The sequence below is a fragment of the Pseudomonas anguilliseptica genome (genome assembly GCF_900105355.1).
Classification (GTDB): Bacteria; Pseudomonadota; Gammaproteobacteria; order Pseudomonadales; family Pseudomonadaceae; genus Aquipseudomonas; species Aquipseudomonas anguilliseptica.
Map to the genome: position 1 here is coordinate 3450431 of NZ_FNSC01000001.1, position 25356 is coordinate 3475786.

A 25356-nucleotide genomic window follows, 5' to 3' on the forward strand; every position below is an offset into this window, starting at 1 on the left:
TTATTTCTGTACTGCCCTGTGTGCGGCGAGAGGTTACTCGCGCAGATCGATAGCCTCAGGCTCGCCCAGGTCGAACAGCTGTACCGGGTCGCGCGGCAGGATGCCGGGACGGTAGTTCTCGCGGATATCGCCAAGCACACGGATATCGCTGTATTTCTTCCCGGATAACGCCGCCATACCGGCCGCGTCGCGGATTACGGTCGGGCGCAGGAACACCATCAGGTTGCGTTTGACTCTGGTTTCCTTGGTCGAGCGGAACAGGCCACCGATCAGGGGGATGTCACCCAGCAGCGGCACCTTGGAGTCGGCCTGGGTCACATCATCCTGAATCAGTCCGCCGAGCACGATGACCTGGCCGTTTTCGGCGAGGATGGTGCTCTTGATCGAGCGCTTGTTGGTGATCAGGTCGACGGCATTCACGCCCTGGCTGGTGGGGGCGATGGAGGAAATTTCCTGCTCGATTTCCAGGCGAAGGCTGGCGCCATCGTTGATATGCGGGGTGACTTTCAGGGTCACGCCGATGTCCTGGCGCTCGATGGTGGTGAAGGGGTTATCGGCCCCCGAGGAGCTGGTGGTGAAGGAGCCGGTCTGGAAGGGCACGTTCTGCCCGACCAGGATTTCAGCCTTCTGGTGATCCAGGGTCAGCAGGCTCGGTGTGGACAGCAGATTGCTCTTGCTGTTGGCCGACAGTGCGGTAATCAGCACACCAAAACTGTCAGTGCCTAGGCCGATGATTGCGCCGTCCGGCAGGTTGGCCAGGGTGTTGTTATCGCTGCCGCTGTCGTTGCCGCTGTCCTGAATGGCTTGCAAGACCCGTCCTACTGACAGCCCGGTGCCGCTGAAGTTGGTACCGCCCAGGCCGCCGGTGCTGCCACGGCCATCCACGGCCCACTGCACGCCGAGAGCGTCGGTGATGTCGCCGGACACTTCAACAATCGCCGCCTCGACCATCACCTGAGCGCGCGGTACATCCAGCTGGCGCACGATGTCTTCCAGAGTCGCCACCACGTCAGGTTCGGCCAGCAGCACCAGGGCGTTGAGGCTTTCATCCGCGCGGATCAGGACGGTCTGTGGCTTGCCAGTGGTTTCGCCGCCGGCTTCCGGTTTGAGCTTTTCGGAAATTTCTCCGAGGGTTTCCGCCAGGCTCTTGGCATCGCCATGGCGCAGGCGGATCACTCGGGTATTGGCCGAGCGGCTGGTTGGGGTGTCCAGCGATTTTGCCAGGGCCACCAGTTTGGCCCGTGCTGCCGATGGGCCGAGCAGGATCAGGCGGTTGGTGCGGCCGTCGGCAATCACCTGGGTGCCAGACGCGCCTTTGGCTTGGCCGCGATCTACGGCATTGCGCAGTACTTCGGCGGTGTCCATGACCCAGGCATGCTGCAGGTTGAGCACGCTGTAGTCGTTCTGGCCTTTCTGGTCGAGCTGGCGTAGCAGGTCTTCGATACGTTCAATATTGGCCGTACGGTCGCTGATGATGATTGCGTTGGCGCTGCTGATCGCCGCCAGGTGGCCGTACTGCGGCACCAGCGGGCGGATCAGCGGAATTAGCTCGGTGGCCGAGCCGTGCTGCACCTGGATCAGGCGGGTTTCCAGACGGTCTGGCGCGTTGCGCCCGGCATCCGCATCGGCCTTGGCCTCGGCGTTCGGCACGATGCGCGCCTGGTCACCCTGGGTAATGACGCTGAAACCGTGGGTGGCCATTACCGAGAGAAACAGCTGATACACCTCAGTCAGCGTCAGCGGGCTGTTGGACACTACGCTGACCTGGCCCTTGACCCGTGGATCGACGACAAACGTCTGCCCGCTGATCTGCGCCACCTGGTCGATAAACTCGCGAATATCGGCGCCCTTGAGGTTGATGGTCCAGCTTTCTTCCTGCTGGCTGGCACTCGGTGCGACGGCGGTAACGGCGGCGCTCAGTGGCAGCGGACTACAGGCGAGGCCAGCGGCCAGCAGGGCGAAGGTAAGGCGCGAGAGAGTCGGAGTCATCGTGTCAGTTTTCTTCCATGGGCTGTTCGGTGGGTTCTGCAGTCTCCGGCAGGCTGCCGGAGTCCTGCATCTGCTGGCGCAGGGCGTCCATACGCTCACGCAGTTGGCTCAGATCATCGGATTCCATTTCGCTGAGCTGCTCAAGCGGATCGGCCATAACCTCCTGGGTGTTGCTCTGCAGGCTGCCGGCGGTCGAACTGTTGAGTGGGAAACTGAGGCTTTCGCGGCGGCCATTGCGCAGCAGCTCGACGCGGTCTGCGGCCACCGAATGCAGGCGCACGCCGCTGCTGATTTCGTTGTTGACGCTGTAGCGCTGGGCCGTGCTGCCTTCGCTGAGGATGATTGCAGTGGAGCGTTGTGGATCGGCATGGACAAAGCTGCCGAGCAGGGTCAGGCGCAGGTTGGTGCTGGGCGCAGGGCCATCACTGGCGGCGCTGCTGGTGCCGAACAGTTGGCCAATCTCGGGGTTGACTACCGCCGCCGGCGCTTCGCTTGTGCTGTTGCTGCTGGCAGCTACGGGCGCGCGCAGCAAGCGTAGCCAGTCGGCGCTTTGCCAGGCCAGGCTGATGCTCATGGCAAGAATCAGCGCGATGCCAACAAAGGAAGTGGCCTGGCGCTGTAGCCAGCGTTGGGGAACCTGAAGTTGCAAAGGGGGCGTCACTCCGTAACTTATTATTATGTGGTGTGGTTCGCGCGCTGATCATAGACATTTGCCAAGCATTTGGCAGCCCCCGCTTAGGGTAGTGTGTAGACCAGTTCAATGTGCTAAAGATAGCGCGCTGTTTTTCGCTTTATTGCGGCTAACTTACAACAACTATGTTGCAAAACCCCAGCTTTTGAGCCCTCGCTTGATATTCTTGGGCTCATCATCAGCTTTCTGTGCTTAAGGCATATTACGGATGAATGCGTTGCTTACAGAAGTGCCATCACGGCGTTTACCCTTCAGCTTTGCCAGGCGTCACGGTGTGGTTCTCGTAGTGGAGGGCGGTGTCCTTTGCCTGGCTTATCGTGTGGGTGTCGAACTGGTGGCACTGAGCGAGGCGCAGCGCTTTGTCGGTGCGCAGCTGCCCGTGCAGGTGCTGTCGGTGGAGGCCTTCGAGCAGGCCCTGGCCAAGGCTTATCAGCATGATTCGGCGTCCATGCAACTGGCGGAGGACATCGGCGGCAGTCTGGATCTGGCGGCGCTGGCCGAACAGGTGCCGGAAACCGAAGACCTGCTGGAGCAGGAAGACGACGCGCCGATTATTCGCCTGATTAACGCCATCCTCGGCGAGGCGATCAAGGAAAACGCCTCGGATATTCACCTGGAAACCTTCGAGAAACGTCTGGTCGTGCGCTTCCGGGTGGACGGCATTCTGCGTGAGGTGCTCGAACCCAAGCGCGAACTGGCCGCCTTGCTGGTGTCGCGGATCAAGGTCATGGCGCGCCTGGATATCGCCGAGAAGCGCATTCCCCAGGACGGACGGATTTCCCTCAAAGTCGGTGGCCGTGAGGTGGATGTGCGGGTCTCGACCCTGCCCTCGGCCAATGGCGAGCGGGTGGTGCTTCGCCTGCTCGACAAGCAGGCCGGGCGCCTCAATTTGCAGCACCTGGGCATGAGTGCGCGCGACCGCGACCTGATGGAGGCCACAGTTCGCAAGCCCCACGGCATTCTGCTGGTCACCGGACCTACCGGTTCGGGTAAGACCACCACCTTGTACGCCAGCCTGGTCAGCCTGAATGACCGCACGCGCAATATCCTCACCGTCGAAGACCCGATCGAGTATCACCTTGAGGGCATCGGCCAGACCCAGGTCAATTCCAAGGTCGATATGACCTTCGCCCGCGGCCTGCGCGCGATCCTGCGTCAGGACCCGGACGTGGTGATGGTTGGTGAGATTCGCGACAAGGAAACCGCCGAGATTGCCGTGCAGGCTTCGTTGACCGGTCACTTGGTGCTCTCGACCTTGCACACCAACAGTGCCATTGGTGCGATTACCCGTCTGGTGGACATGGGCATTGAGCCGTTCCTGCTGTCGTCATCCCTGCTTGGTGTGCTGGCCCAGCGCCTGGTGCGGGTGCTCTGTCCGCATTGCAAGGCGCCTTACCAGGCGGACGAGGCCGAGTGCACATTACTTGGTGTGCCGTTCACGCAGTCACCGACGCTGTTCCACGCTCGCGGCTGCGCCGAGTGCCATCAGCAGGGCTACCGCGGCCGCACCGGCATCTATGAGCTGGTGGTGTTCGACGACCATATGCGCACGCTGATTCACAACGCCGCCTCCGAACAGGACATGACCCGTCACGCCCGCACTCTCGGCCCGAGCATCCGTGAGGATGGTCGGCGCAAGGTGCTGGAAGGGGCGACCACGGTTGAGGAAGTATTGCGCGTGACTCGCGAAGAATGAGCGGGGAAGAATAATGGCCGCGTTCGAATACCTCGCCCTCGACGGTAAAGGGCGTCAGCAAAAAGGCGTGCTGGAAGCCGATAGCGCGCGCCAGGTGCGGCAGATTCTGCGTGATCGGCAACTGGCGCCGCTGGATGTCAAAGCCACGCGCACCCGTGAAAGTGCAGGAGCAGGCTCGCACTTCAGTTTTGCTCGGGGCATTTCCGCCCGTGATCTGGCGCTGATCACCCGTCAATTGGCGACCCTGGTGCAGGCCGCGCTACCGATTGAGGAAGCCCTGCGCGCGGCGGCCGCCCAGGCCAGTTCGCCGCGCATTCAAAGCATGCTGCTGGCCGTACGCGCACGGGTGCTGGAAGGTCATGACCTGGCCAGCAGCCTGAAAGAATTCCCCTCGGCTTTCCCTGAGCTGTATCGCGCCACCGTGGCGGCGGGTGAGCATGCCGGCCACCTCGGCCCGGTGCTGGAGCAGTTGGCCGACTACACAGAGCAACGCCAGCAGTCGCGGCAGAAAATTCAGCTGGCGCTGCTTTATCCGCTGATTCTGATGTGCGCATCCCTGCTGATCGTCGGTTTCCTGCTCGGTTATGTGGTGCCAGATGTGGTGCGGGTGTTTGTTGACTCCGGGCAAACCCTGCCGGCGCTCACGCGCGGTCTGATTGCCCTGAGTGACTGGGTCAAAGGCTGGGGCTGGCTGGCGGTGGTTGTCGCCATTCTGGGCGTGTTCGCCCTGCGCTGGGCACTGCGTGATGATGCAGTCAAAGCGCGTTGGCATGGTTTTCTACTGCGTATCCCGCTGGTAGGACGCTTGATTCGCGCCACCGACTGCGCACGCTTCGCCTCAACCCTGGCGATTCTGACCCGCAGCGGCGTGCCGCTGGTGGAAGCACTCGGCATCGGCGCGCAGGTGATCGCCAACCGGGTGATTCGCGCTGAGGTGGTGATTGCCGCACAAAAGGTGCGCGAGGGCGGCAGCCTGACCCGCGCCCTGGAGGCCAGCGGCCAATTCCCGCCGATGATGCTGCACATGATCGCCAGCGGCGAACGCTCGGGTGAGCTGGACCAGATGCTGTCGCGTACCGCGCGCAATCAGGAAAACGATTTGGGTGCCCAGGTGGCGCTGCTGGTAGGGCTGTTCGAGCCCTTTATGCTGGTCTTTATGGGGGCGGTGGTGCTGGTAATTGTACTGGCCATTCTGCTGCCGATTCTGTCTCTCAATCAGTTGGTGGGGTAAATAAGTGAATAAGCGTCAAGCAGGTTTCACGCTGATCGAAATCATGGTGGTGGTGGTGATCCTCGGCATCCTCGCCGCATTGGTGGTGCCGCAGGTGATGAGCCGGCCCGATCAGGCCAAGGTCACCGTGGCCAAGGGCGATATCAAGGCTGTAGCGGCCGCGCTGGATATGTACAAGTTGGATAACCATGCCTACCCGAGTACCCAGCAGGGTTTGGAAGCGCTGGTGAAAAAGCCTTCCGGCAATCCGCAGCCGAAGAACTGGAACCGCGACGGTTATCTCAAGCGCCTACCGGTCGATCCGTGGGGCAACGTTTATCAATACCTGGCGCCGGGCACCAAGGGTGCCTTCGACCTGTACTCCCTGGGTGCCGACGGCAAGGAAGGCGGCAGCGATCAGGATACCGATATCGGTAACTGGGACCTCTGATCCCCATGCGCCAGCAACCGAGACAGGCTGGGGGCTTTACCCTGATCGAACTGCTGGTGGTGCTGGTGATTCTCGGCAGCCTGATCGGTATTGCAGTGCTCGGTGTGGGGATCGCCGGGCCTGGGCGCGAGTTGCATAACGAAGCCGAACGGCTGGCCGGATTGATTGGCGTGCTGGCCGAGGAAGCGGTGCTGGATAACCAGGAGTACGGCCTGTTGCTCAGTCGCGAGGCCTATCAGGTACTGCGTTACGATTCGGCGAAACAGAGCTGGCAGGCCTTGTCGGCCAAACCGCATAAGCTGCCGGGCTGGGCCGAGCTGAGTGTCGAACTGGAAGGGGCGGCGCTGGAGCTACCGCTGCCAGAGGGCGAAGAACCCAGCAAAGGCGCACTGACGCCGCAATTGTTGCTGCTGTCGAGCGGGGAAATCAGTCCGTTTCGTTTGCGTCTGGCCGAGCGCCGCGCCGATGGTTTGCGCCTGCAATTGGCAAGCGATGGTTTCCAATTGCCCAAGGTTGAGAGCGAACAGCCGGCGGGGCGCAAACGATGAGGCGCACGGGCGGTTTTACCCTGCTTGAGGTGCTGGTTGCCCTGGCGATTTTCGCCCTGGTCGCCGCCAGCGTACTGACCGCCACCGCGCGGAGCCTGCAAACTGCCTCGCGGTTGGAGGAAAAGACCCTGGCCATGTGGATCGCCGACAATCAGCTGGCGGAGTTGCAGTTGTCGAAGGCCCCGGTCGCCGATGGCCGTGACCAGGGTGAGGTGACTTTCGCCGGGCGGCGCTGGCAGTGGCAAAGCGAGGTGCTGGCTACCAGCGAGGCGGATATGCGCCGCGTCACCCTATGGGTCGCGCCCGCAGAGCAGGGGCGTTTGGGCGGTGATGTACGTGAGCGCGCAGTGGTCAGCCTGACTGGTTTTCTCGGGGTGCTGCCATGAGGGCGGCGCGCGGCTTTACCCTGCTCGAGTTGCTGATTGCTATCGCGATCTTTGCCCTGCTGGGGCTGGGCACCTACCGCATGCTCGACAGCGTGCTGCAAACCGACAAGGTCACCCGTGCCCATGAGCTGCAGCAGCGTGAGCTGGTGCGCGCCATGGCCGCATTCGAACGCGATGTGTTGCAGGTGCAGGGCAGGCCCATGCGTGATCCCTTCGGCGATCCACGCGCTGCTTTGCTCGGAGAGGACCTGGATAGCCCAACTCTGGAACTGACCCGCAGCGGCTGGCGCAATCCGCTGGGGCAACCGCGCTCCGGCCTGCAGCGGGTGCGCTGGCAACTCAGTGGCGAGCAGTGGCAGCGCCACTACTGGACGGTGCTGGATCAGGCGCAGGACAGTCAGCCGCAAGTGCAGCAAGCGCTGGATGGGGTGACCCGACTGCAATTGCGCTATCTGGATCAGGAGGGCAGCTGGCAGACCAGTTGGCCGCCGCAGAGCAACAACCCGGACGATGCACTCAAGCTGTTGCCGCAGGCCGTTGAGCTGGTGCTGGAGCATCGCCGTTATGGCGAGTTGCGCCGTGTGCTGCGCCTGCCCGAAGGCTTGCCGGAGCGACTTAAACAAGCACCCGAGCCGAGCCCTGACGACCCCGCCGAGCCTGGTGGTGATATTCCTGAGGAGCCGCGCAGATGAGTCGGCAGCGTGGCATGGCGCTGATCACCGTCTTACTGGTGGTGGCGGTGGTGACGGTGGTCAGTGCCGGGATTATTGCCCGCCAGCAGCTGTCGATCCGCAGCAGCGCCAATCAGCTGCATGTACGCCAAGCCTGGCATTACGCCCTGGGTGGCGAGACCCTGGCCAAGGCCATTCTGCAGCGCGACCTGCGCGAAGGTGATCCGCGTGCCCCGGTGGATCATCCGGGTGAGGCCTGGGCCAAAGCCCGTGCGCCTTTTGCCCTGGATGAGGGCGGCGCCTTGCGTGTGCAGATCACCGATCTGACAGGGCGTTTCAACCTCAACAGCCTGCTGCGTCAGGGCCAGCCCAATGAGGCCGCCGTGGCGCAATTCCGCCGTCTGCTGCTGGGGCTGCAGATCGAAGCGCCTTACGCCGAGCGCCTGCTCGACTGGTTGGATGCCGATGATCAGCCCAGCGGCGGTTACGGCGCGGAAGACAATCAATACCTGCTGGCGCAGCCGCCTTATCGCGCGGGCAACCGGGAGTTGAAGGATGTCTCCGAGCTGTGCCTGTTGCTGGAAATGACCGAGGCGGATTACCAGCGCCTGTCGCCCTATATCAGCGCCTTGCCGGCGGATGCCACGCTTAACGTCAATACTGCCAGCGCGCGGGTGTTGGCCAGCGTGGCTGAAGGGCTGCCCCTGAGTACCGCCCAGGGTCTGGTCGCCGCGCGGGGCAGTGAGGGCTATCGTGACTTACCGAGCTTTACCGCGCAGCTCAGCGGCTTGCAGGTGCAAAGCCAGGGCCTGGCGGTCGGCAGTCAGTATTTTCAGGTGCTCAGCGAAGTCACAGTGGGTGAGCGCCGTCAGGTTTTACGCAGCACCTTGCAGCGCGCCAGTGATGGTCAGCTGTATGTTCTAGCCCGTGATTTGGGGCAGGGCGGTATGCCGCCGACGCCCGTTGAGGAAGTCGAACCATGAGTCAGACCTATGTATTTCTGCCACCCGCCGCCTGTACCGGCGCGCAGGCGGATCTACCCGTACAGTGGGTGGCCGACGGGGTAAGCGAAACCCTGGCGTTCGGCGAGGCGCAGACGCAGCTTGGTGCCAGCTGGACCCTGGTCCTGCCCGTTGAGGCGGTAACCTCCTGCGCGGTCAATCTGCCTACGCGCAAGGCCCGCTGGTTGCGCCAGGCGCTGCCGTTTGCGGTGGAAGAGCTGCTCGCCGAAGAGGTCGAGCTGATGCACCTGGCGTTGGGAGAGCAATTGGCCGATGGTCGTCATCGTGTGTTTGCCGTGCGCCGCAGCTGGCTGGCCGGCTGGCTGGCGCTGTGCGCTACAGCGCCGCAGGCGATTGTGGTGGATGCCGATCTGCTGCCAGGGCAGGGCACTGCGCTCTTGCCGCTGCACGGCCGCTGGTTGCTGGGCGGCGAGAATGTCACACGGATGGCACTGCAAGCGCAGGATTGGCCGCAGCTGAGCCCCTTGTGTGTGCAGCCGCAGGTTGCCTGGAGTGACCCGCAGCACCCGGCGCCGCAACCGGTGGATGAAAGCACGGAGGTGGCCGATCCCTATGTCTGGCTGGCCCAGCAACCGCTGCGCAACAACCTGGCTCAGGGCGAGTTCGCCGTGCAAAGCAGTAGCGGCCAGTGGCAGCGCTGGCGGCCATTGTTGGGGCTGGTCGGCATGTGGCTGGTGTTGCAGTGGGGCTTCAATCTAGCGCAGGGCTGGCACCTGCAGCGTCAGGCCGATGAATATGCCGCCGCCAGCGCAGCGTTGTACAAGGAGCTGTTCCCGCAAGACAGCAAGCTGGTCAACCTGCGTGCGCAGTTCGATCAGCATCTGCAGGCTGGGGCAGGCAGCGGACAAACCCGCTTGCTCGGCTTGCTTGCTCAGGTCAGCGGCGCGCTGGCTGCCGAGGGCGGGCAGGTGCAGATCAGTCAGGTGGATTTCAGTGAAGTACGTGGCGATCTGGCCATGCAGGTACAGGCTGCCGGCTTTGCCGAACTGGAGCGTCTGCGTGAGCGCTTGCAGGAAAATGGCCTGGCGGTGCAACTGGGCTCGGCCAGTCGGGAAGAGGCAGGCGTCAGCGCGCGTGTGGTGATCGGAGGATGAGTATGGTTTCGCAAGGCAAGGGCTTTACCGCGCAGTTGGATAATTCGCTGTTGCTGCAACGCTGGAGTGCTCTGGCGCCGCGTGAGCAGTTTTCGCTCGGCAGTCTCGGGGCGTTTCTGCTGTTGGTGCTGCTTTATCTGACGCTCTGGCAACCGGCGCAGGAGCGCCTGGCCGCAGCGCGCAGTGCGTTTGAAACGCAGCGCGAGTTGAATGCCTATCTGCATAGTCAGGAGCCGGCGGCGCGCAATGTGGCCAGCAGCCCGCAGCAGGCGATTGATCCGGAGCGCCTGCAAGGCATGGTCACGGCCACGGCCGCGACCCAGGGGCTGACCATTGAGCGCTTGGACAACTCTGGCGATGGCGCCGTGCAGCTCAATCTGCAACCAGCGCCTTTTGCTCAGTTGCTGCGTTGGTTCACTGTGCTGCAGGAGCAGGGTGTGCAAATCGCCGAAGCCGGGCTGGATCGCGCCGAAGACAATAAGGTGGCTGCTCGGCTCAGTCTGCGGGTGGCGCAATAATGGTGCGGAGTGCCCTGTGATAGCACCTGGCAAGGGCAGCGTTTTTTGCACTTTTTTAGAAAAACTTGAAGCAGCGTGTTGACTTAGGTGCGGCCCTTGCGTAAATTTCGCGCCTCGCAAGCAGCGGGTGATTAGCTCAGCTGGGAGAGCATCTGCCTTACAAGCAGAGGGTCGGCGGTTCGATCCCGTCATCACCCACCACTCTTGTGAAACCGGACGAAAGTCCACCGACGCGCAGCGGTAGTTCAGTCGGTTAGAATACCGGCCTGTCACGCCGGGGGTCGCGGGTTCGAGTCCCGTCCGCTGCGCCATATTTTCCAGCCTGGGTTCGCTCAAGTTGAGATGAAAAAGCCCTCAGGGTTGATTCATCAGATGAAGCAAGAGTTCTACGGACGTAAGTCCACCGACATGCAGCGGTAGTTCAGTCGGTTAGAATACCGGCCTGTCACGCCGGGGGGCGCGGGTTCGAGTCCCGTCCGCTGCGCCATATAGGAAGCCCGCTGATAGCAATATCAGCGGGTTTTTTATTGCCTGCCATCTAGGTCTTCACTCCGAAGATGCGCTACGCGACAAACTGTCATCTTGCGTTCATCTGCCTGCTCTAGCTTGATTGGCATGCTCTTTGTTTATGCAATGAGCGGTTGCTGACTTATCGAGTGGGAGGAACAGGCAATGGATGATTATCAGGAAGAGCTGCTGGAAGCGCGCCACTGAGCAGGATGTACCGGAGCGTGACGAAGACGCCACCGAGCTCTGATCCGCTTTAGAACTGTTAGAGCGTCCGGCGCTGTTCGCGGCGATATTCCCCTGGGGTTTGCTGGTTCCAGCGTTTGAACGCACGCTGGAAAGCTTCGGCCGAGGCAAAGCCGAGCAAGTAGGCGATTTCGCCAAAAGCCAGCTCGGTGTCGCGAATATAGGCCATCGCCAGGTCGCGGCGGGTGTCGTTGAGGATGCTGCGAAACTGCGTGCCTTCCTCGGCCAGCTTGCGCCGCAGGGTCCAGGTCGGCAGCTGCAGACGTGCAGCAACTTCCGCTAGGTCGGGCTCGCGGCCATGCAGCAACGGGCCGAGCAGCTGAGTAATGCGCTCGCGCAGGTTGCGGGTGCGAGTCAGCTGCGTCAGTTCCCGTTCACAGATTTCCAGTAGGTGTCGCCAGGTGCTCGGGCAGTGCTCGGGGTTGCGCAGGTTCAGGCTCTGCTGGCTCAGGCGCAACTGGTTATGCTCGCTGGCAAACTCCACCGGGCAGGCAAACAATTCGCCGTACTGCGCCGCGTAATCTGGCGCGGGAAATTCAATCTGCACTTTCTCCACGGGTAGGTTCTGTTGCGCCAGCTTGCTCAGTTGTTGTGTCCAGCTGGCCAGTACCGAGTCGACCACGAAGCGGTTGTAAGCGTTGTACGGGCTGATCGAATAGAAGCGTAGCCAGGCGCCCCGACTGTCTTCGTGCAGGCTCGACTGGCCGCGGTAATTGCTGGCATACAGCGGTTCGAAGCGAATCAGCGCGCGCGCCGCCTCGCGTACTGTTGGTGCCTGTGCCGCAGTAACGCCGGCCAGGCCAACCTGGCTCAGGCGGCTGGTTTGCCCCATCAGCAGGCCCAGGCCAGGCTCACCGCATTGCTGAATGGCGCTATGACCCAAGCGCATATAGCGTGGGATCGACAGCCGCGCGCGTGGTTCGGCCAGGCGCGCGGCATCCAGGCCGTAACTGTCGAGCAGTGGTTGCGGGTCCTGGGCGCAATGGCGCATGGCATCGGCCAGGCTGTCGACAAAACCCACCGACAGATCACCCAGTTTCACCCGTGTGCTTTTCAGCATTGCGTCGTTATCCCCTCTGCGCCCATTCAATGTCTGGCATTTAGATAGGGTCGTCAGGGTAGGTAGGTGTGTGGGTTTTGCCAAGCGTCACTGCTCTTTTTGGTCATTAGGTTGTTACTTTAGGTCATTGAGCTGTTTGGCGCGGCTGATTATCGTCTAGACCATATTCGACCGCGACCCGCTAAGAGGTTGCGGCATCCGTGAAAGCCAACACCCGATGTGGAGATGTCCATGACTGCTCAGTACCCCCACCTGCTGGCCCCGCTTGATCTGGGCTTCACCACCCTGAAGAACCGCACCCTGATGGGTTCGATGCACACCGGGCTGGAAGAAAAACCCAATGGCTTTGAGCGCATGGCAGCCTACTTTGCCGAGCGTGCCCGTGGTGGCGTTGGCCTGATGGTGACGGGCGGTATCGGCCCGAACGATGAGGGTGGCGTGTATTCCGGCGCAGCCAAGCTGACCACACCGGAAGAGGCGGAAAAGCACAAGATCGTCACCCGTGCGGTGCATGAAGCGGACGGAAAAATCTGCATGCAGATCCTGCACGCTGGCCGCTATGCCTACAGCCCGAAATCGGTAGCGCCGAGCGCTATCCAGGCGCCGATCAACCCGTTCAAGCCGAAAGAGCTGGACGAGGAAGGTATCGAGAAGCAGATCCAGGATTTCATCAACTGCTCCGTACTGGCTCAGCAGGCTGAATACGACGGCGTCGAGATTATGGGCTCGGAAGGTTATTTCATTAACCAGTTCCTCGCCGCCCACACCAACCATCGCACCGACCGTTGGGGTGGCAGCTACGAGAACCGCATGCGTCTGCCGGTGGAAATCGTCCGCCGCGTGCGTGAGGCCGTCGGCCCGAATTTCATCATCATCTACCGCCTATCGATGCTCGATCTGGTCGAAGGCGGCAGCACTTGGGACGAGATCGTCCTGCTGGCCAAGGCCATTGAGAAGGCTGGCGCCACGCTGATCAACACCGGTATCGGCTGGCACGAGGCGCGTATCCCGACCATCGCCACCAAGGTGCCGCGTGCGGCTTTCACCAAGGTCACCGCCAAGCTGCGTGGCGAGGTGAGCATTCCGCTGATCACCACTAACCGCATCAATACCCCGGAAGTTGCCGAGCAGGTGCTGGGCGAGGGCGACGCTGACATGGTCTCCATGGCCCGTCCGTTCCTTGCCGACCCGGACTTCGTCAACAAGGCCGCAGAAGGCCGTAGCGATGAAATCAACACCTGCATCGGCTGCAACCAGGCCTGCCTGGATCACACCTTCGGCGGCAAGCTGACCAGCTGCCTGGTCAACCCGCGTGCCTGCCACGAGACCGAGCTGAACTACATTCCGACCACCGCCGTGAAGAAGATCGCCGTGATCGGCGCCGGCCCTGCTGGCCTGTCCGCCGCTACGGTCGCTGCGGAACGCGGTCACAGCGTGACCCTGTTCGATTCGGCCAGCGAGATCGGCGGCCAGTTCAACGTGGCCAAGCGCGTGCCGGGCAAGGAAGAGTTCTTTGAAACCCTGCGCTACTTCAAGCGCAAGCTGGAAACCACCGGTGTCGACCTGCGCCTGAACACCCGTGTGTCGGCTGACGATCTGGCCAAGGGCGGTTATGACGAGATCATCCTGGCCACCGGTATCGCCCCACGTACCCCGGCCATCGAAGGCATCGAACACGCCAAGGTGATCAGCTACCTGGACGCCATCCTGCAGCGCAAGCCGGTCGGCCAGAAGGTTGCGGTGATTGGTGCCGGCGGCATCGGTTTCGACGTCTCCGAGTTCATCACCCACCAGGGCGAAGCGACCAGCCTCAACCGCGAGGAATTCTGGAAGGAGTGGGGCATCGACACCGCTCTGGAGGCTCGCGGTGGCGTGGCGGGCGTGCAGGCCCATTCGCACCCGGCGGCGCGCGAGGTGTTCCTGCTGCAGCGCAAGAAATCCAAGGTCGGCGACGGCTTGGGTAAGACCACTGGCTGGATTCACCGCACCGGCCTGAAGAACAAGAATGTGCAGATGCTCAACTCGGTCGAGTACCTCAAGGTCGACGACGCCGGCCTGCACATCCGCATCGCCGAGGGCGAGCCGCAGGTGCTGCCGGTGGATACCGTGATCGTCTGCGCCGGCCAGGATCCTCTGCGCGAGCTGCAGGACGGCCTGGAAAGCGCTGGGCAGAACGTGCATCTGATCGGTGGTGCAGACGTGGCCGCCGAGCTGGACGCCAAGCGTGCGATCAATCAGGGCTCGCGCCTCGCTGCCGAACTCTAAAGCAACCAGCGCCCCGCCTAGTGCGGGGCGTTTTGTATGTGGCTGACAACAATAAGGAAAAGCCCGTGTCCGAGATCCCTCAACTACAGGCGGCCGCCGCCGCTACGCTCGCGCAATGGCATGCTCTGATGCAAAACAACGACCTGCTCAGCCTGCCGGAATTGCTGCACCCGCAGGCGGTGTTCCGTTCGCCCATGGCGTACAAACCTTATGCTGGGGCGCCCATGGTGTCGCTGATTCTCAATACCGTAAGCAAGGTGTTTGTCGACTTTGCCTATCACCGTGAGTTGGTCAGCGCCGATGGTCTCAATGTGGTGCTGGAATTCAGCGCCAAAGTGGGCGAGCGCGAGCTCAAGGGCATCGACATGATCCGCTTTGATGAAACCGGCAAGATTGTCGATTTTGAAGTGATGGTTCGCCCCATGAGCGGCCTGCAGGCCTTGGGTGAGGAAATGGGTCGACGTCTGGCTCCATTTCTGGCGTCTGCAAAGGCCTGAAGCGTTGCACCAAATCCATCACAGTTTCGCCCTGTGGGCCGGTTTTTAGCGGCTGGCTGGCAGGTTGACAGCCAACCCAGTCACATTGCTGGGCTTGGTTTTTCCCCTAGACTTGCCTGAACAAGGGTATAGCGCCTGCAGCATGGGCCTTGCTTAACCCGTCAGAATGTTGGCAGTCTTGCTATGTGCGCCATTTTTTGCGCAGCATAAACAAGATGAGTCACCGCTGAGCGGAGTCCCGTTTCGGCCTAGAGGAAAAGCGATGAGCATGCAGAACAAGCCGCAGATGGTCGAGGCCGTACTGTTCTTCAGTGAGCGCGGCGGCATATGCAAGCAAATGTTTTTCCCCGAGTTCGAAGCCTTGCTCGACGGCGTGGTGAATATGCCGGAGTTCGCCGACGAGCAGATGCGTGTGGCGTACGTACTGATAAACCCGCGCTTGCTGATCAAGGCGCTGGTGTTTTTCTACCTGGACTTCGACGAAAAGGGCGCGCCGGATTCCGGCTGGAATATTCCTTTGCAGGCCTTGGCCGAGCGGGCTGGGCGCGGGCCTGATCTGGGTGCAGGGCCAATTCGACTGGCGTGCCGCAGTCAATGCCCGGTGTCCTGGCACCAGATGCATCTCTGGGACCCTAGCCTGACTCCCGGCAATAACGATCTGGCGCTGCTGCGTGATGTGGTCAAGCGCAACAGCCTGGGTTTGCTGGCCGAAGACGAGAATGCCCAGGCGGTTGCGCCCGAGCGGCTGCAGATGGCCTCGGAGGATAAGTGGTACGCCCCGGATCCTGCTCAGGAAGAAGCTGCCAAAGCCACGGAAAAGCTTGATCAGGAACAGCGCCTGAAAGCCGCGCAACTGATCAAACAGCAGCGCTTGCGCATCAGCAGCCTGACCCAGCAACACGAAGAAGAACTGGCCAAGTTCAAGTTGGCCAGCGATGAGCAGAGCAAGAACCTGCAGGCGCAAATTCATGGCCTGCATCAGGCCTTGCGTCAGCAAGAAGAACACAACGCTGCGTTGAAGGCGCAGCTGGCGGCTCAGGCGGCGAGTTTCCAGGCCTCCCGTGAGGAGATGACCGAGCAGCTGCGCGCGCTTGAGCATGATGGTCGCAGTGAGAGTGACAGCCTGCGTGTGCAGTTTGAAAGCGAGATGCAGGCCAAGATCGCCTCGGCAGTGGCTGAATACAAAGAGCAGATTGCTATTCGCGATGTCGAGCTGGCTTATCGCGGCGAGCAGGACACGCAAGCGCTGCAGGAGATCAATCGCCTCAAACGTGCTTACGCCGATCTGGCCAGTCAGGGGGGGGATCAGATTCTCGAGCGCCTGGCCAAGCTCGGTGTGGTGTTTGTGGTCTATCACCCCGGAGCGGGTCACCTGACCATCCCGCTGCAGGATATCGCCTCGTATCAGGACAATCCGCTGGCCTATGCCGCGGCCAAGTGCTTTGTCAGCGAAGAGCAGTACCGTCATTGGCTGGCGCATTATCAGCAGCCAAGCTGTGAAGCCTCACTGCCCAGCGGTGAGCGCTGCGCCATCCCAATCGACCGTATTGACACGCCCAGTCGTTTTACCCTGGGCGAGTCCAATTGCTGTGCACGGCACAAGGCCAGTAGCCGTTTGCGTACTGTCAGTTAGCCTTGTCTGTTGCCCTGCCTGACTGGGCGCCCTGTGCCCCTTTGCAGCATCTTTCGCTGGACTGGTCTGCCGTCGCCGGGGTTGAACTGGCGGTATTGCGCCTGGATCTGCTTGACCCGCTGATCAGCGGCAATAAATGGTTCAAACTCTCCGAGCACCTACGCGCCGCAGAAGCCTGTGCTGCCACTGGCGTGATCAGCCTGGGCGGCGCACATTCCAATCATCTGCATGCCCTGGCCGCTGCCGGCAAGCGCTTCAATTTCCAGACCGTTGGGCTTCTGCGTGGCCATCCGCAGCAGACTCAGACGGTGGATGACTTGCTGGCTTTTGGCATGCACCTGCACTGGCTGGGTTATGCGGGCTACCGGGCTCGGCATGCGGCCGACTTCTGGTTGCCCTGGCAGGCGCACTATCCGGGCTTTTATTCGCTGCCCGAGGGTGGTGGTGGCCTACCGGGCGCGCTGGGCTGTATGAGCCTGGTGCAGCAGGTTCGCCAGCAGCTGCCAAACCTCGGTTGGACCGATTACGACGCCTGGTGGCTGGCGGCAGGGACGGGCACCACTCTGGCAGGCCTGTTGCTTGGTGAGGCTGCCGCGCATCCTGTGTATGCAGCGTTGGCGGTACCGGCTGACCATGGTGTCGAGCAGCAGGTGCAGGCGATTGTTCAAACTGCCGGTATGCCAGTGCGGTGTTTCTCCTCTCGCAGCTCGACTACAGCGCCTACGCATTGCGTGATGGTGTGGATGCCTTGCCGGCGATCCAGCGTGATGCGCTGCTGTGTGAAAGTGGCTCGGGCTATCTGGCGCGCTCGGGCGGGCGCACCGAACGCAGCCTGTGAGTTAGCTGGCCGGTTGCGCCGGCCAGTGATCATTCACCAGAAATACCCGCTCGGCTTCCAGCCAGTCATTCTGCGGGCCTTCAATCAGGCGTACGAGCAACTGCGTGTTAGCATCGTTCGGCAGTGCCCTGAGCCATTGATTGAATTGCTCACGCGACCACAAATGCTCCTTCTCAGTCCGCGCTGACGCTAGCCAGGCGTGCCGGGCTAAGGGCTGCCAGTGACCTGGGTTGTGCGTGGCAAAGCGCGTCCAGTCAGTGCGATGCAGCCAGCGCCCACGCAGATGCGCAGAGTTGCCATGTTGCGGGGCGGCATAGGAGGGCTGCAGCCAGGGATAGAACAGATAACCGCCCAGCCACAACGCCGCCTGAGGTTGCTGAATAGCCAGCTCGGTCAACCGCTGCTGGGCTTGAGCGCGGGTGGATAGCGGCAGCTGATGTTGGCCCAGGTGCGCCAGTTTGATATCCAGGCGATCATGGCTGCCCGGGCCGAGCCAGTGTGCCAGCTCTGCGCCACTACAATCCTGTTGGCCGAGGTACAGCTTGATCGCCAGTTCCAGGTGATGCACGCCTTCCTCATCGCGCAGCAGCATATCCAGCTCACCCAGGGTATGCCCCTGCTGCCGGATGGGCAGGTTGGCAGCCGGCACCTCGATACCAGGCGCGGCATGCAGGGCAAATTGCCAGAGGCGTTCGTAGTACAACCCCAGGCGGCGCACTGAGCTTTGGCTTAACCACTGCTGTAGGGCATGGCTGTCGGCATCCAGACTCAGCAGCCAGTCAGCCAGTGCTTCGGGTTGCTGGCTCCAGTTGCTGGCCTTGAGAGGGTGACGCTGTGGCCAGGGTGTCTGCGTCAGCAACGGCGGCGAGAGCAGTGCCCAAGCCAGGTCGCGCACGGCGGGCTGGCGCAACTGCGAGGGCAGGTCGGTGAGTGAGGGGAAGGGCATCATGCTGCGAGCATAGCGCTTCGCGGCTATTTGCGAGCTGCTGCGCGTCGGCCCCTCTGGGTTAAAAGTGATCCCGCAGCTCTTCAATAAACGCTTAAACGCTGTCATGGCAGGTCAGCGGTTTGCCGCTGCCATGGGCTTTCGCCCATAATCCGAGCCACTAGATCCAGAGCCTGGCGGGAGCACCATGGAGCAGTTTCGTAATATCGGCATCATCGGTCGACTGGGCAGCACCCAGGTTCTCGACACCATTCGCCGGCTGAAGAAATTTCTGCTCGCTCGTCACCTGCATGTGATCCTCGAAGACACCATCGCTGAAGTGCTGCCGGGTCATGGCTTGCAGACCTCATCGCGCAAAATTCTCGGCGAAGTATGCGACTTGGTGATCGTGGTCGGCGGTGATGGCAGCATGCTCGGCGCCGCCCGTGCATTGGCGCGGCATAAGGTGCCGGTGCTGGGCGTCAACCGTGGCAGCCTGGGCTTTCTCACCGATATTCGCCCAGATGAGTTGGAAGTGAAGGTGGCCCAGGTGCTCGAAGGGCATTACCTGACCGAAAACCGCTTTCTGCTGGAGGCCGAAGTACGCCGCAATGGCGAGGCCATCGGTCAGGGTGATGCGCTCAACGATGTGGTGCTGCATCCGGGTAAGTCCACGCGGATGATCGAGTTCGAACTGTTTATCAATGGCCAGTTCGTCTGTAGCCAGAAGGCCGACGGCCTGATCGTGGCCACGCCGACCGGCTCTACGGCCTATGCGCTGTCCGCTGGCGGGCCGATCATGCATCCCAAGTTGGATGCCATCGTGATCGTGCCGATGTACCCGCATACGCTGTCCAGTCGGCCGATTGTGGTGGATGGCAACAGCGAGCTGAAAATCGTCGTATCCAAGGATCTGCAGCTGTATCCGCAGGTTTCCTGTGACGGACAGAATCACTTCACCTGTGCCCCCGGCGACACGGTCACCGTGGCCAAGCGGCCGCAGAAGCTGCGCCTGATTCACCCGCTGGACCACAACTATTACGAAGTTTGTCGCAACAAGTTGGGCTGGGGTAGCCGGCTCGGCGGGGGGGCTTGATGCGCCTCGATCCTGCTCGCGGTTACGACCTGATCGGCGACATCCATGGCTGCGCGAAAACCCTGGAGCATCTGCTCAGCACCCTGGGCTATCGCCAGCAGGGTGGTGTGTGGCAGCACCCTAAGCGTATGGCGATCTTTCTGGGTGATCTGGTCGATCGTGGCCCGCGCATCCGTGAAGCATTGCACCTGGTGCGCGATATGGTCGTGGCCGGCCAGGCGCTGTGCATCATGGGTAACCATGAGTTCAATGCGCTGGCCTGGAGCACGCCGGCAGCGCCAGGCAGCGGTAGGCAGTTTGTTCGTGAGCACACGCCACGGCATGCGCGGCTGATCAAGGAAACCCTGGAGCAGTTCGATGCCTATCCGGCGGAGTGGCAGGGATTTCTCGACTGGTTCTACGAGTTGCCGCTGTTTATTGATGCCGGGCATTTCCGCGTGGTGCATGCCTGCTGGGATGCAAGTCTGATTGAACCGCTGCGTGCGCAGTTTGCCGATGGCTGCATCGACGAGCATTTTCTCCAGGCCGCGGCCGTGCACGGCAGCTTTGCCAATACCGCGCTGGATCGACTGTTGCGCGGCACTGATATGCGTCTGCCGCACGGTATGACCCTGACCAGCGATGACGGTTTTACCCGCGCGCATTTCCGTACCAAATTCTGGGAAGAAGACCCGCAAACCTACGGCGACATCGTCTTTCAGCCCGATGCCCTGCCGGAGCTGGCAGCGCAGATACCGCTCAGCGAGATGCAGAAAACCGAATTGCTCAAATACGGTGCCGATCAGCCGCTGTTGTTTGTCGGCCACTACTGGCGCAGCGGCAAACCTGCACCGATTCGCAGCAACCTGGCCTGTCTGGATTACAGCGCCGTCTTGAACGGCAAACTGGTGGCCTATCGGCTTGATCAGGAGACGCGCCTGGATGCCCACAAGTTTGTCTGGGTCGATGTTGAAAGCCCGGAGGCGCGGCCATGAGTGCTGTCGCGGCAATGCGTTTGCCTGAGCATGTCGACCTGAGCGGTTTTATCAGTCTGCTGCAGCGTTTGCAGGTGCCGCACCGGGTTGCGGAAGAGGCGGGTGAGCAGGTGCTCTGGGTGCCCGGCGAGCAATTGGCCGATCAGGTGCGTGAACTCTATGGCCGTTACCCACAAGGCGATACCAAGGTGGGAGTTGAGTCGCTACAGGCTTCAGTCGATGCGGCTCCAAGTTTTGTCCAGCAGTTGAACAGCAGTCGCATGACCGCTGTTGTTCTGGCGCTAAGCTTTATTGCCGCGGCCATCACCTTGCTGGGTGACAATCTGACGGCGGTGAGCTGGCTGAGTTTTGTCGACTACCGCGTGCAGGGCGATTACATCTACTTCAGCTACCTCAGCGACACACTGGCCAGCGGTCAGTGGTGGCGGTTACTGGCGCCGATGCTGATCCATTTCGGTATTCTCCATCTGGCGATGAACAGTCTGTGGTACTGGGAGCTGGGTCGGCGGATCGAGGCGCGTCAGGGTGCCGTGATGCTCTTGGGGCTGACGCTACTGTTTAGCCTCGCGGCCAATTTCGCCCAATACCTGCATGCTGGCCCATCGCTGTTTGGCGGCCTGTCCGGGGTGCTGTATGGCTTACTTGGGCATTGCTGGATCTTCCAGCGCCTGGCACCGACACCCGCCTATAGGCTGCCGCCTGGTGTATTGGTGATGATGCTGGCGTGGCTGCTGATCTGCATGACCGGCGTCTTTGAGCTGCTGCAATTCGGCGCTATTGCCAACGCGGCGCATGTCGGCGGTCTGTTGGCTGGTTGTCTGACCGGACTGCTGGGTGGCGTGCTGGCGCGTCGGCGACACAGTTAGTTGTTGTTCAGGCTGGTAAACTGCCACTTTGCATTTGGAGGCGCCATGTCGTCCTTTCTCGAAGCGATTGAAAACATCACCCCTGAGATCTACCAGAGCCTCAAGCTGGCCGTGGAAATCGGTAAATGGCCCGATGGCCGCAAGCTGACCCAGGAGCAGAAGGAGCTGACCTTGCAGGCGCTGATTGCCTGGGAGATCCACAACCTGCCGGAAGAAGAGCGTATCGGCTATATGGGCCCGCAGGAGTGCAGCTCCAAGTCAGAGCCGATCCCCAATCTGTTGTTCAAGTCCTCGGATACCCTGCACTGATGAGCGAGTTGGCCCGTGGTGCCCTGAGCAAAATGGCGGCGCAGCTGGATGCGCCTGTGCAATACAGCTTTCGCCTAGGCGATGAGTTGTTGCCGGTCAACCCGCTGATCGGCAAGACCCTGCGCCTGGAGTTCCTCTGCGCCATTCACTGCACGCATTGCGGGCGCAAAACCAAGAGCAGCTTCAGTCAGGGCTATTGCTACCCCTGCATGCAGAAGCTGGCGCAGTGCGATGTCTGCATCATGAGCCCCGAGCGTTGCCACTATGAGGCCGGCACCTGTCGCGAGCCGAGCTGGGGCGAGCAGTTCTGCATGACCGATCATGTGGTCTACCTGGCCAACTCCAGCGGTGTCAAAGTCGGCATCACCCGCGCCACGCAGATTCCTACACGCTGGATCGACCAGGGCGCAACCCAGGCGCTGCCGATTCTGCGGGTGGCCACACGCCAGCAGTCCGGCTTTGTTGAAGACCTGCTGCGTAGCCAGGTGGCGGATAAAACCAACTGGCGTGCGCTGCTCAAGGGTGATGCCGCACCGGTCGACCTGCTCACTGTGCGCGATCAGCTGTTTGCCAGTTGCAGCAGCGGGCTCACCGAGTTGCAGCGGCGCTTCGGCATCCAGGCCATTCAGTCGCTCAGCGATCAGCCGGTGGTGCAGATCAGCTATCCGATTGAGGCTTATCCGGCGAAGATCACCAGCTTCAACCTGGACAAGAACCCGCTGGCCGAAGGCACCTTGCTGGGCATCAAGGGCCAGTACCTGATGTTCGACACCGGCGTGATTAATATCCGCAAATACACCGCTTACCAGCTGGCCGTCCACGAACTGGCCGCCTGAGTTACTTATTCGCGAACCCGGCGCCCGCGCGCCGCAGAAAAAAGGGCCACAAGCCATGCGCACCGAACAGCCGAAGATGATCTACCTCAAGGACTACCAGGCCCCGGATTATCTGATTGATGAAACGCACCTGACCTTCGAGTTGTTCGAGGATCACACCCTGGTGCATGCGCAACTGGTGATGCGCCGCAATCCGGCTGCCGGCAGCGGCTTGCCGCCGCTGGTGCTGGATGGTCAGCAGTTGGAGCTGCTCAGTGTGGCGCTGGATGACCGCGAACTGAGTGCCGGCGATTACCAGCTGAGCGACAGTCATCTGACCTTGCAGCCAATCGCGGCCAGCTTTGTGATCGACAGCAGCGTGCGCATCCACCCGGAAAGCAACACCGCGCTGGAAGGGTTGTACAAGTCCAGCGGCATGTTCTGCACTCAGTGCGAGGCCGAGGGCTTCCGCAAGATCACCTACTACCTTGACCGCCCGGATGTGATGAGCAAGTTCACCACCACCCTGAGCGCGGCGCAGCATGACTACCCTGTTTTGCTGTCCAACGGGAACCTGATTGCTAGCGGCAGTGAAGAGGGTGGCCGGCACTGGGCGGCCTGGGAAGATCCGTTTATGAAACCGGCCTACCTGTTCGCCTTGGTCGCCGGTGACCTCTGGTGTGTGGAAGATAGCTTCACCACTATGAGCAACCGCGACGTGGCGCTGCGCATCTATGTCGAGCCGGAAAACATCGACAAATGCCAGCACGCCATGGACAGCCTAAAGAAATCCATGAGGTGGGACGAGGAGGTGTACGGTCGCGAATACGACCTGGACATCTTTATGATCGTCGCGGTCAACGACTTCAACATGGGCGCCATGGAAAACAAGGGCCTGAATATCTTCAACTCCAGCTGCGTGCTGGCCAAGGCCGAAACCGCTACCGACGCTGCGCACCAGCGCGTCGAAGCGGTTGTCGCTCACGAATACTTCCACAATTGGTCGGGCAACCGCGTGACCTGTCGCGACTGGTTCCAGCTGTCGCTCAAGGAAGGCTTTACCGTGTTCCGCGATGCCGAGTTCAGCGCCGATATGCACTCGCGTACGGTCAAGCGCATCGAGGACGTAGCCTATCTGCGCACCCATCAGTTCGCCGAAGATGCGGGTCCGATGGCCCACCCCGTGCGCCCGGATGCCTTTATGGAGATTTCCAACTTCTACACCCTGACGGTGTACGAGAAAGGCTCGGAAGTGGTGCGCATGATTCGCACTCTGGTCGGTGCCGAGGGCTTCCGTAAAGGTAGCGATCTGTACTTTGAGCGCCATGATGGTCAGGCCGTGACCTGTGATGACTTTATCCGCGCGATGGAAGAGGCCGATGGTATCGACCTGACCCAGTTCAAACGTTGGTACAGCCAAGCTGGTACACCGCGCGTGGAGGTCAGTGAAAGTTACGACGCCGCTGCCAACAGCTATCGCCTGCACTTTCGCCAGAGCTGTCCGGCCACGCCAGGGCAGGCTGAGAAGCAGTCGTTTGTCATTCCGGTCGAACTGGCTTTGCTCGACGCTCAGGGGCATGAACTGCCGCTGCAATTGGTCAGTGAAGACTCCGCAGTGGGTACCTCTCGTGTGCTGCAGATAACCGAAGCGGAGCAGGCGTTTACCTTTGTCAAACTGGCGGAAAAGCCGCTGCCGTCCTTGCTGCGTGGGTTCTCGGCACCGATCAAGCTGAGCTTTCCCTACAGTCGTGATCAATTGATGTTCCTAATGCAGCACGACAGTGACGGCTTCAACCGCTGGGAGGCGGGGCAGCAATTGTCGGTGCAGGTGCTGCAGGAGATGATTGGCCAGCATCAGCGTGGCGAGTCGTTGGTGCTCGATCAACGCTTGGTCGAGGCCTGCCGCACGCTGCTGGCCGACGATTCGCTGGATCAGGCCATGGTCGCCGAAATGCTCTCGTTGCCCGGCGAGGCCTATCTGACTGAAATCAGCGAAGTGGCCGATGTCGAAGCCATCCATGCCGCCCGTGAATTTGCGCGCATGCAACTGTCGGATGCGCTGTTCGATTTGCTGTGGCAGCGCTATCAACGTAACCGCGAGGTGTCCCGCGCTAGCGCCTATGTGGCAGAGGCCGAACACTTTGCCCGGCGCAGCCTGCAGAACATCGCGTTGTCCTACCTGATGCTCAGTGGCAAGGCCGAGGTATTGGCGGCTTGCCTGGAGCAGTTCGAGAGCGCCGACAATATGACCGAGCGTTTGACTGCGTTGGCGGTTCTGGTCAATTCACCGTTCGAGGCCGAAAAGGCCACGGCCCTGGCCAGTTTTGCCGATTTCTTCAAGGACAACCCGCTGGTTATGGATCAGTGGTTCAGCGTGCAAGCAGCTTGCGCCTTGCCTGGTGCGCTACAGCGTGTTGAACAGCTGATGCAACATCCGGCGTTTACCCTGAAGAACCCGAATAAGGCTCGTTCCTTGATCGGTGCGTTTGCTGGGCAGAACCTGCTGGGTTTTCATCAGGCTGATGGCAGCGGCTACCGTTTTCTGGCCGACCAGGTGATTACCCTGAATGCCCTCAACCCACAGATCGCGTCGCGTTTGCTGGCGCCGCTGACTCGCTGGGCCAAATACGGCAGTGCTCGTCAGGCTCAGATGAAAGCGCAACTACAGCGCATTCTGGCCTCGGGTGAATTGTCCAGTGATGTCTATGAGGTGGTCAGCAAGAGCTTGGCTGGTTAATTAGTGATCGGTAACAACCTAGGGTGGCAGCGCCACCCTATATAAAAAGCTCAATACATTTGAGTGTTTTTTGATCGATGCATTAACTCTAAAGGTCGATCCTGCCTATCTATGCGCAATGCATAGGGTTACAGGTGCTTCACGCAGCCCTTTTTATCCTCACTAAAGTGTTACCTGGCTTAATGGGGTAACACTTTTTGTGTTACCCCATTAAATGTAAGCAGAGTTTGCGCTATATGAATTGAGCTTCTTGGCTTGACGTTGGCTGATTTGTTTGAAGCGTCTAGGCGTACAAAAAGCAGCAGGGTGACT

Annotated in this window: 22 protein-coding genes, 3 tRNA genes and 2 pseudogenes; 23 read left to right on the forward strand and 4 right to left on the reverse strand. The window is 61.1% G+C overall.

The genetic code is table 11. From position 1 onward, the window contains the following. Positions 1–33 precede the first annotated feature (33 nt). Positions 34–1989, reverse strand: coding sequence for a type II secretion system secretin GspD (gene gspD / locus BLW24_RS16865; protein ID WP_090384448.1), 1956 nt, complete (start codon positions 1987–1989; stop codon positions 34–36). Positions 1990–1993: 4 nt separating this feature from the next. Then, entirely contained in the window at positions 1994–2638 is a 645-nt protein-coding gene (locus BLW24_RS16870) for a type II secretion system protein N (protein WP_244161184.1), read from the reverse strand. Positions 2639–2888: 250 nt separating this feature from the next. On the opposite strand from BLW24_RS16870, the gene gspE reads away from it, so the two are divergent. The 12 genes from gspE to BLW24_RS16930 all read left to right on the forward strand — a co-directional run bounded on the left by gspE (position 2889) and on the right by BLW24_RS16930 (position 10763). Then, the gene (gspE, locus tag BLW24_RS16875; protein WP_090384453.1) at positions 2889–4376 is read left to right on the forward strand and encodes a type II secretion system ATPase GspE; all 1488 of its coding nucleotides are present in this window, start codon (positions 2889–2891) and stop codon (positions 4374–4376) included. A gap of 13 nt (positions 4377–4389) precedes the next feature. Beyond that, complete coding sequence (gene xcpS / locus BLW24_RS16880) at positions 4390–5607, forward strand: GspF family T2SS innner membrane protein variant XcpS (RefSeq protein ID WP_090384459.1); 1218 nt, start codon at positions 4390–4392, stop codon at positions 5605–5607. 4 nt (positions 5608–5611) lie between these two features. Next, on the forward strand, positions 5612–6037 hold the full coding sequence (gspG, locus tag BLW24_RS16885; protein ID WP_090384467.1) for a type II secretion system major pseudopilin GspG: 426 nt from the start codon (positions 5612–5614) through the stop codon (positions 6035–6037). Between the two features lie 5 nt (positions 6038–6042). Beyond that, entirely contained in the window at positions 6043–6585 is a 543-nt protein-coding gene (gene gspH, locus BLW24_RS16890) for a type II secretion system minor pseudopilin GspH (protein ID WP_090384470.1), read from the forward strand. After that, positions 6582–6971 (forward strand): type II secretion system minor pseudopilin GspI, encoded by a 390-nt coding sequence (gspI, locus tag BLW24_RS16895; protein WP_090384473.1) that lies wholly within the window; start codon positions 6582–6584, stop codon positions 6969–6971. The genes gspH and gspI overlap by 4 nt, the downstream gene beginning before the upstream one ends. Further along, a complete protein-coding gene (gene gspJ, locus BLW24_RS16900; protein WP_090384476.1) occupies positions 6968–7663 on the forward strand; it encodes a type II secretion system minor pseudopilin GspJ in 696 nt (231 codons plus the stop codon). The genes gspI and gspJ overlap by 4 nt, the downstream gene beginning before the upstream one ends. Further along, positions 7660–8625, forward strand: coding sequence for a type II secretion system minor pseudopilin GspK (gene gspK / locus BLW24_RS16905; protein WP_090384479.1), 966 nt, complete (start codon positions 7660–7662; stop codon positions 8623–8625). The genes gspJ and gspK overlap by 4 nt, the downstream gene beginning before the upstream one ends. Next, positions 8622–9758: a type II secretion system protein GspL gene (gspL, locus tag BLW24_RS16910; protein WP_090384484.1), complete on the forward strand. Its 1137-nt coding sequence runs from the start codon at positions 8622–8624 to the stop codon at positions 9756–9758. Before gspK ends, gspL begins: the two co-directional genes overlap by 4 nt. Continuing rightward, positions 9755–10276, forward strand: a complete 522-nt coding sequence (locus BLW24_RS16915; RefSeq protein WP_090384488.1) for a type II secretion system protein M — start codon at positions 9755–9757, stop codon at positions 10274–10276. The genes gspL and BLW24_RS16915 overlap by 4 nt, the downstream gene beginning before the upstream one ends. A 125-nt stretch (positions 10277–10401) precedes the next feature. Next, a tRNA-Val gene (locus BLW24_RS16920) sits at positions 10402–10477 on the forward strand. A gap of 33 nt (positions 10478–10510) precedes the next feature. Beyond that, positions 10511–10587: transfer RNA gene (locus tag BLW24_RS16925), tRNA-Asp, on the forward strand. A gap of 99 nt (positions 10588–10686) precedes the next feature. Further along, positions 10687–10763 (forward strand) — tRNA-Asp (locus tag BLW24_RS16930). Between the two features lie 285 nt (positions 10764–11048). Here the strand turns inward: BLW24_RS16930 and BLW24_RS16935 are convergent. Next, on the reverse strand, positions 11049–12089 hold the full coding sequence (locus tag BLW24_RS16935; RefSeq protein WP_420875002.1) for an AraC family transcriptional regulator: 1041 nt from the start codon (positions 12087–12089) through the stop codon (positions 11049–11051). A 231-nt stretch (positions 12090–12320) separates the two neighbouring features. On the opposite strand from BLW24_RS16935, the gene BLW24_RS16940 reads away from it, so the two are divergent. The 5 genes and pseudogenes from BLW24_RS16940 to BLW24_RS26015 all read left to right on the forward strand — a co-directional run. Next, positions 12321–14354 (forward strand): NADPH-dependent 2,4-dienoyl-CoA reductase, encoded by a 2034-nt coding sequence (locus tag BLW24_RS16940; RefSeq protein WP_090384491.1) that lies wholly within the window; start codon positions 12321–12323, stop codon positions 14352–14354. Between the two features lie 128 nt (positions 14355–14482). Further along, positions 14483–14851 (forward strand): nuclear transport factor 2-like protein, encoded by a 369-nt coding sequence (locus BLW24_RS16945; protein WP_347507660.1) that lies wholly within the window; start codon positions 14483–14485, stop codon positions 14849–14851. 262 nt (positions 14852–15113) lie between these two features. After that, positions 15114–16484, forward strand: coding sequence for a chromosome partitioning protein ParA (locus tag BLW24_RS16950; RefSeq protein ID WP_090384494.1), 1371 nt, complete (start codon positions 15114–15116; stop codon positions 16482–16484). 2 nt (positions 16485–16486) lie between these two features. Then, a pseudogene (locus tag BLW24_RS26610) lies at positions 16487–17161 on the forward strand (1-aminocyclopropane-1-carboxylate deaminase); the annotation flags it as partial. Beyond that, positions 17149–17322 (forward strand): annotated as a pseudogene (locus tag BLW24_RS26015) (cyclic nucleotide-binding domain-containing protein); the annotation flags it as partial. The pseudogenes BLW24_RS26610 and BLW24_RS26015, both read left to right, overlap by 13 nt. Position 17323: 1 nt before the next feature. Here the strand turns inward: BLW24_RS26015 and BLW24_RS16960 are convergent. Then, positions 17324–18271 carry a DUF1853 family protein gene (locus BLW24_RS16960; protein ID WP_090384499.1) on the reverse strand — a complete coding sequence of 316 codons (948 nt, stop codon included), beginning with the start codon at positions 18269–18271 and terminating at the stop codon, positions 17324–17326. 184 nt (positions 18272–18455) lie between these two features. Between BLW24_RS16960 and BLW24_RS16965 the strand changes: the two genes are divergently transcribed. From BLW24_RS16965 to pepN, 6 genes are read left to right on the forward strand one after another with little or no spacing between them, the layout of a single operon-like run. Continuing rightward, a complete protein-coding gene (locus tag BLW24_RS16965) occupies positions 18456–19343 on the forward strand; it encodes an NAD(+) kinase (RefSeq protein WP_090384504.1) in 888 nt (295 codons plus the stop codon). Further along, on the forward strand, positions 19343–20317 hold the full coding sequence (locus tag BLW24_RS16970) for a metallophosphoesterase (RefSeq protein WP_090384507.1): 975 nt from the start codon (positions 19343–19345) through the stop codon (positions 20315–20317). Before BLW24_RS16965 ends, BLW24_RS16970 begins: the two co-directional genes overlap by 1 nt. Next, on the forward strand, positions 20314–21183 hold the full coding sequence (locus BLW24_RS16975) for a rhomboid family intramembrane serine protease (RefSeq protein ID WP_090384513.1): 870 nt from the start codon (positions 20314–20316) through the stop codon (positions 21181–21183). Before BLW24_RS16970 ends, BLW24_RS16975 begins: the two co-directional genes overlap by 4 nt. Before the next feature lie 45 nt (positions 21184–21228). Next, complete coding sequence (locus tag BLW24_RS16980) at positions 21229–21492, forward strand: YeaC family protein (RefSeq protein WP_090384516.1); 264 nt, start codon at positions 21229–21231, stop codon at positions 21490–21492. After that, positions 21492–22328 carry a DUF2797 domain-containing protein gene (locus tag BLW24_RS16985; protein ID WP_090384521.1) on the forward strand — a complete coding sequence of 279 codons (837 nt, stop codon included), beginning with the start codon at positions 21492–21494 and terminating at the stop codon, positions 22326–22328. Before BLW24_RS16980 ends, BLW24_RS16985 begins: the two co-directional genes overlap by 1 nt. 55 nt (positions 22329–22383) lie before the next feature. Then, on the forward strand, positions 22384–25044 hold the full coding sequence (pepN, locus tag BLW24_RS16990; protein ID WP_090384525.1) for an aminopeptidase N: 2661 nt from the start codon (positions 22384–22386) through the stop codon (positions 25042–25044). Positions 25045–25356: the final 312 nt, after the last annotated feature.

Coding starts and splice junctions, on each gene's coding strand:
- BLW24_RS16985 (WP_090384521.1), top strand. CDS start 21,492: ATGAGCGAGTTGGCCCGTGGTGCCCTGAGCAAAATGGCGGCGCAGCTG.
- BLW24_RS16940 (WP_090384491.1), top strand. CDS start 12,321: ATGACTGCTCAGTACCCCCACCTGCTGGCCCCGCTTGATCTGGGCTTC.
- BLW24_RS16915 (WP_090384488.1), top strand. CDS start 9,755: ATGAGTATGGTTTCGCAAGGCAAGGGCTTTACCGCGCAGTTGGATAAT.
- gspL (WP_090384484.1), top strand. CDS start 8,622: ATGAGTCAGACCTATGTATTTCTGCCACCCGCCGCCTGTACCGGCGCG.
- gspH (WP_090384470.1), top strand. CDS start 6,043: ATGCGCCAGCAACCGAGACAGGCTGGGGGCTTTACCCTGATCGAACTG.
- BLW24_RS16965 (WP_090384504.1), top strand. CDS start 18,456: ATGGAGCAGTTTCGTAATATCGGCATCATCGGTCGACTGGGCAGCACC.
- BLW24_RS16960 (WP_090384499.1), bottom strand. CDS start 18,271: ATGATGCCCTTCCCCTCACTCACCGACCTGCCCTCGCAGTTGCGCCAG.
- BLW24_RS16950 (WP_090384494.1), top strand. CDS start 15,114: ATGAGCATGCAGAACAAGCCGCAGATGGTCGAGGCCGTACTGTTCTTC.
- pepN (WP_090384525.1), top strand. CDS start 22,384: ATGCGCACCGAACAGCCGAAGATGATCTACCTCAAGGACTACCAGGCC.
- BLW24_RS16980 (WP_090384516.1), top strand. CDS start 21,229: ATGTCGTCCTTTCTCGAAGCGATTGAAAACATCACCCCTGAGATCTAC.
- gspJ (WP_090384476.1), top strand. CDS start 6,968: ATGAGGGCGGCGCGCGGCTTTACCCTGCTCGAGTTGCTGATTGCTATC.
- BLW24_RS16975 (WP_090384513.1), top strand. CDS start 20,314: ATGAGTGCTGTCGCGGCAATGCGTTTGCCTGAGCATGTCGACCTGAGC.
- gspI (WP_090384473.1), top strand. CDS start 6,582: ATGAGGCGCACGGGCGGTTTTACCCTGCTTGAGGTGCTGGTTGCCCTG.
- BLW24_RS16945 (WP_347507660.1), top strand. CDS start 14,483: ATGCAAAACAACGACCTGCTCAGCCTGCCGGAATTGCTGCACCCGCAG.
- gspK (WP_090384479.1), top strand. CDS start 7,660: ATGAGTCGGCAGCGTGGCATGGCGCTGATCACCGTCTTACTGGTGGTG.
- xcpS (WP_090384459.1), top strand. CDS start 4,390: ATGGCCGCGTTCGAATACCTCGCCCTCGACGGTAAAGGGCGTCAGCAA.
- BLW24_RS16935 (WP_420875002.1), bottom strand. CDS start 12,089: ATGCTGAAAAGCACACGGGTGAAACTGGGTGATCTGTCGGTGGGTTTT.
- gspD (WP_090384448.1), bottom strand. CDS start 1,989: ATGACTCCGACTCTCTCGCGCCTTACCTTCGCCCTGCTGGCCGCTGGC.
- gspE (WP_090384453.1), top strand. CDS start 2,889: ATGAATGCGTTGCTTACAGAAGTGCCATCACGGCGTTTACCCTTCAGC.
- BLW24_RS16970 (WP_090384507.1), top strand. CDS start 19,343: ATGCGCCTCGATCCTGCTCGCGGTTACGACCTGATCGGCGACATCCAT.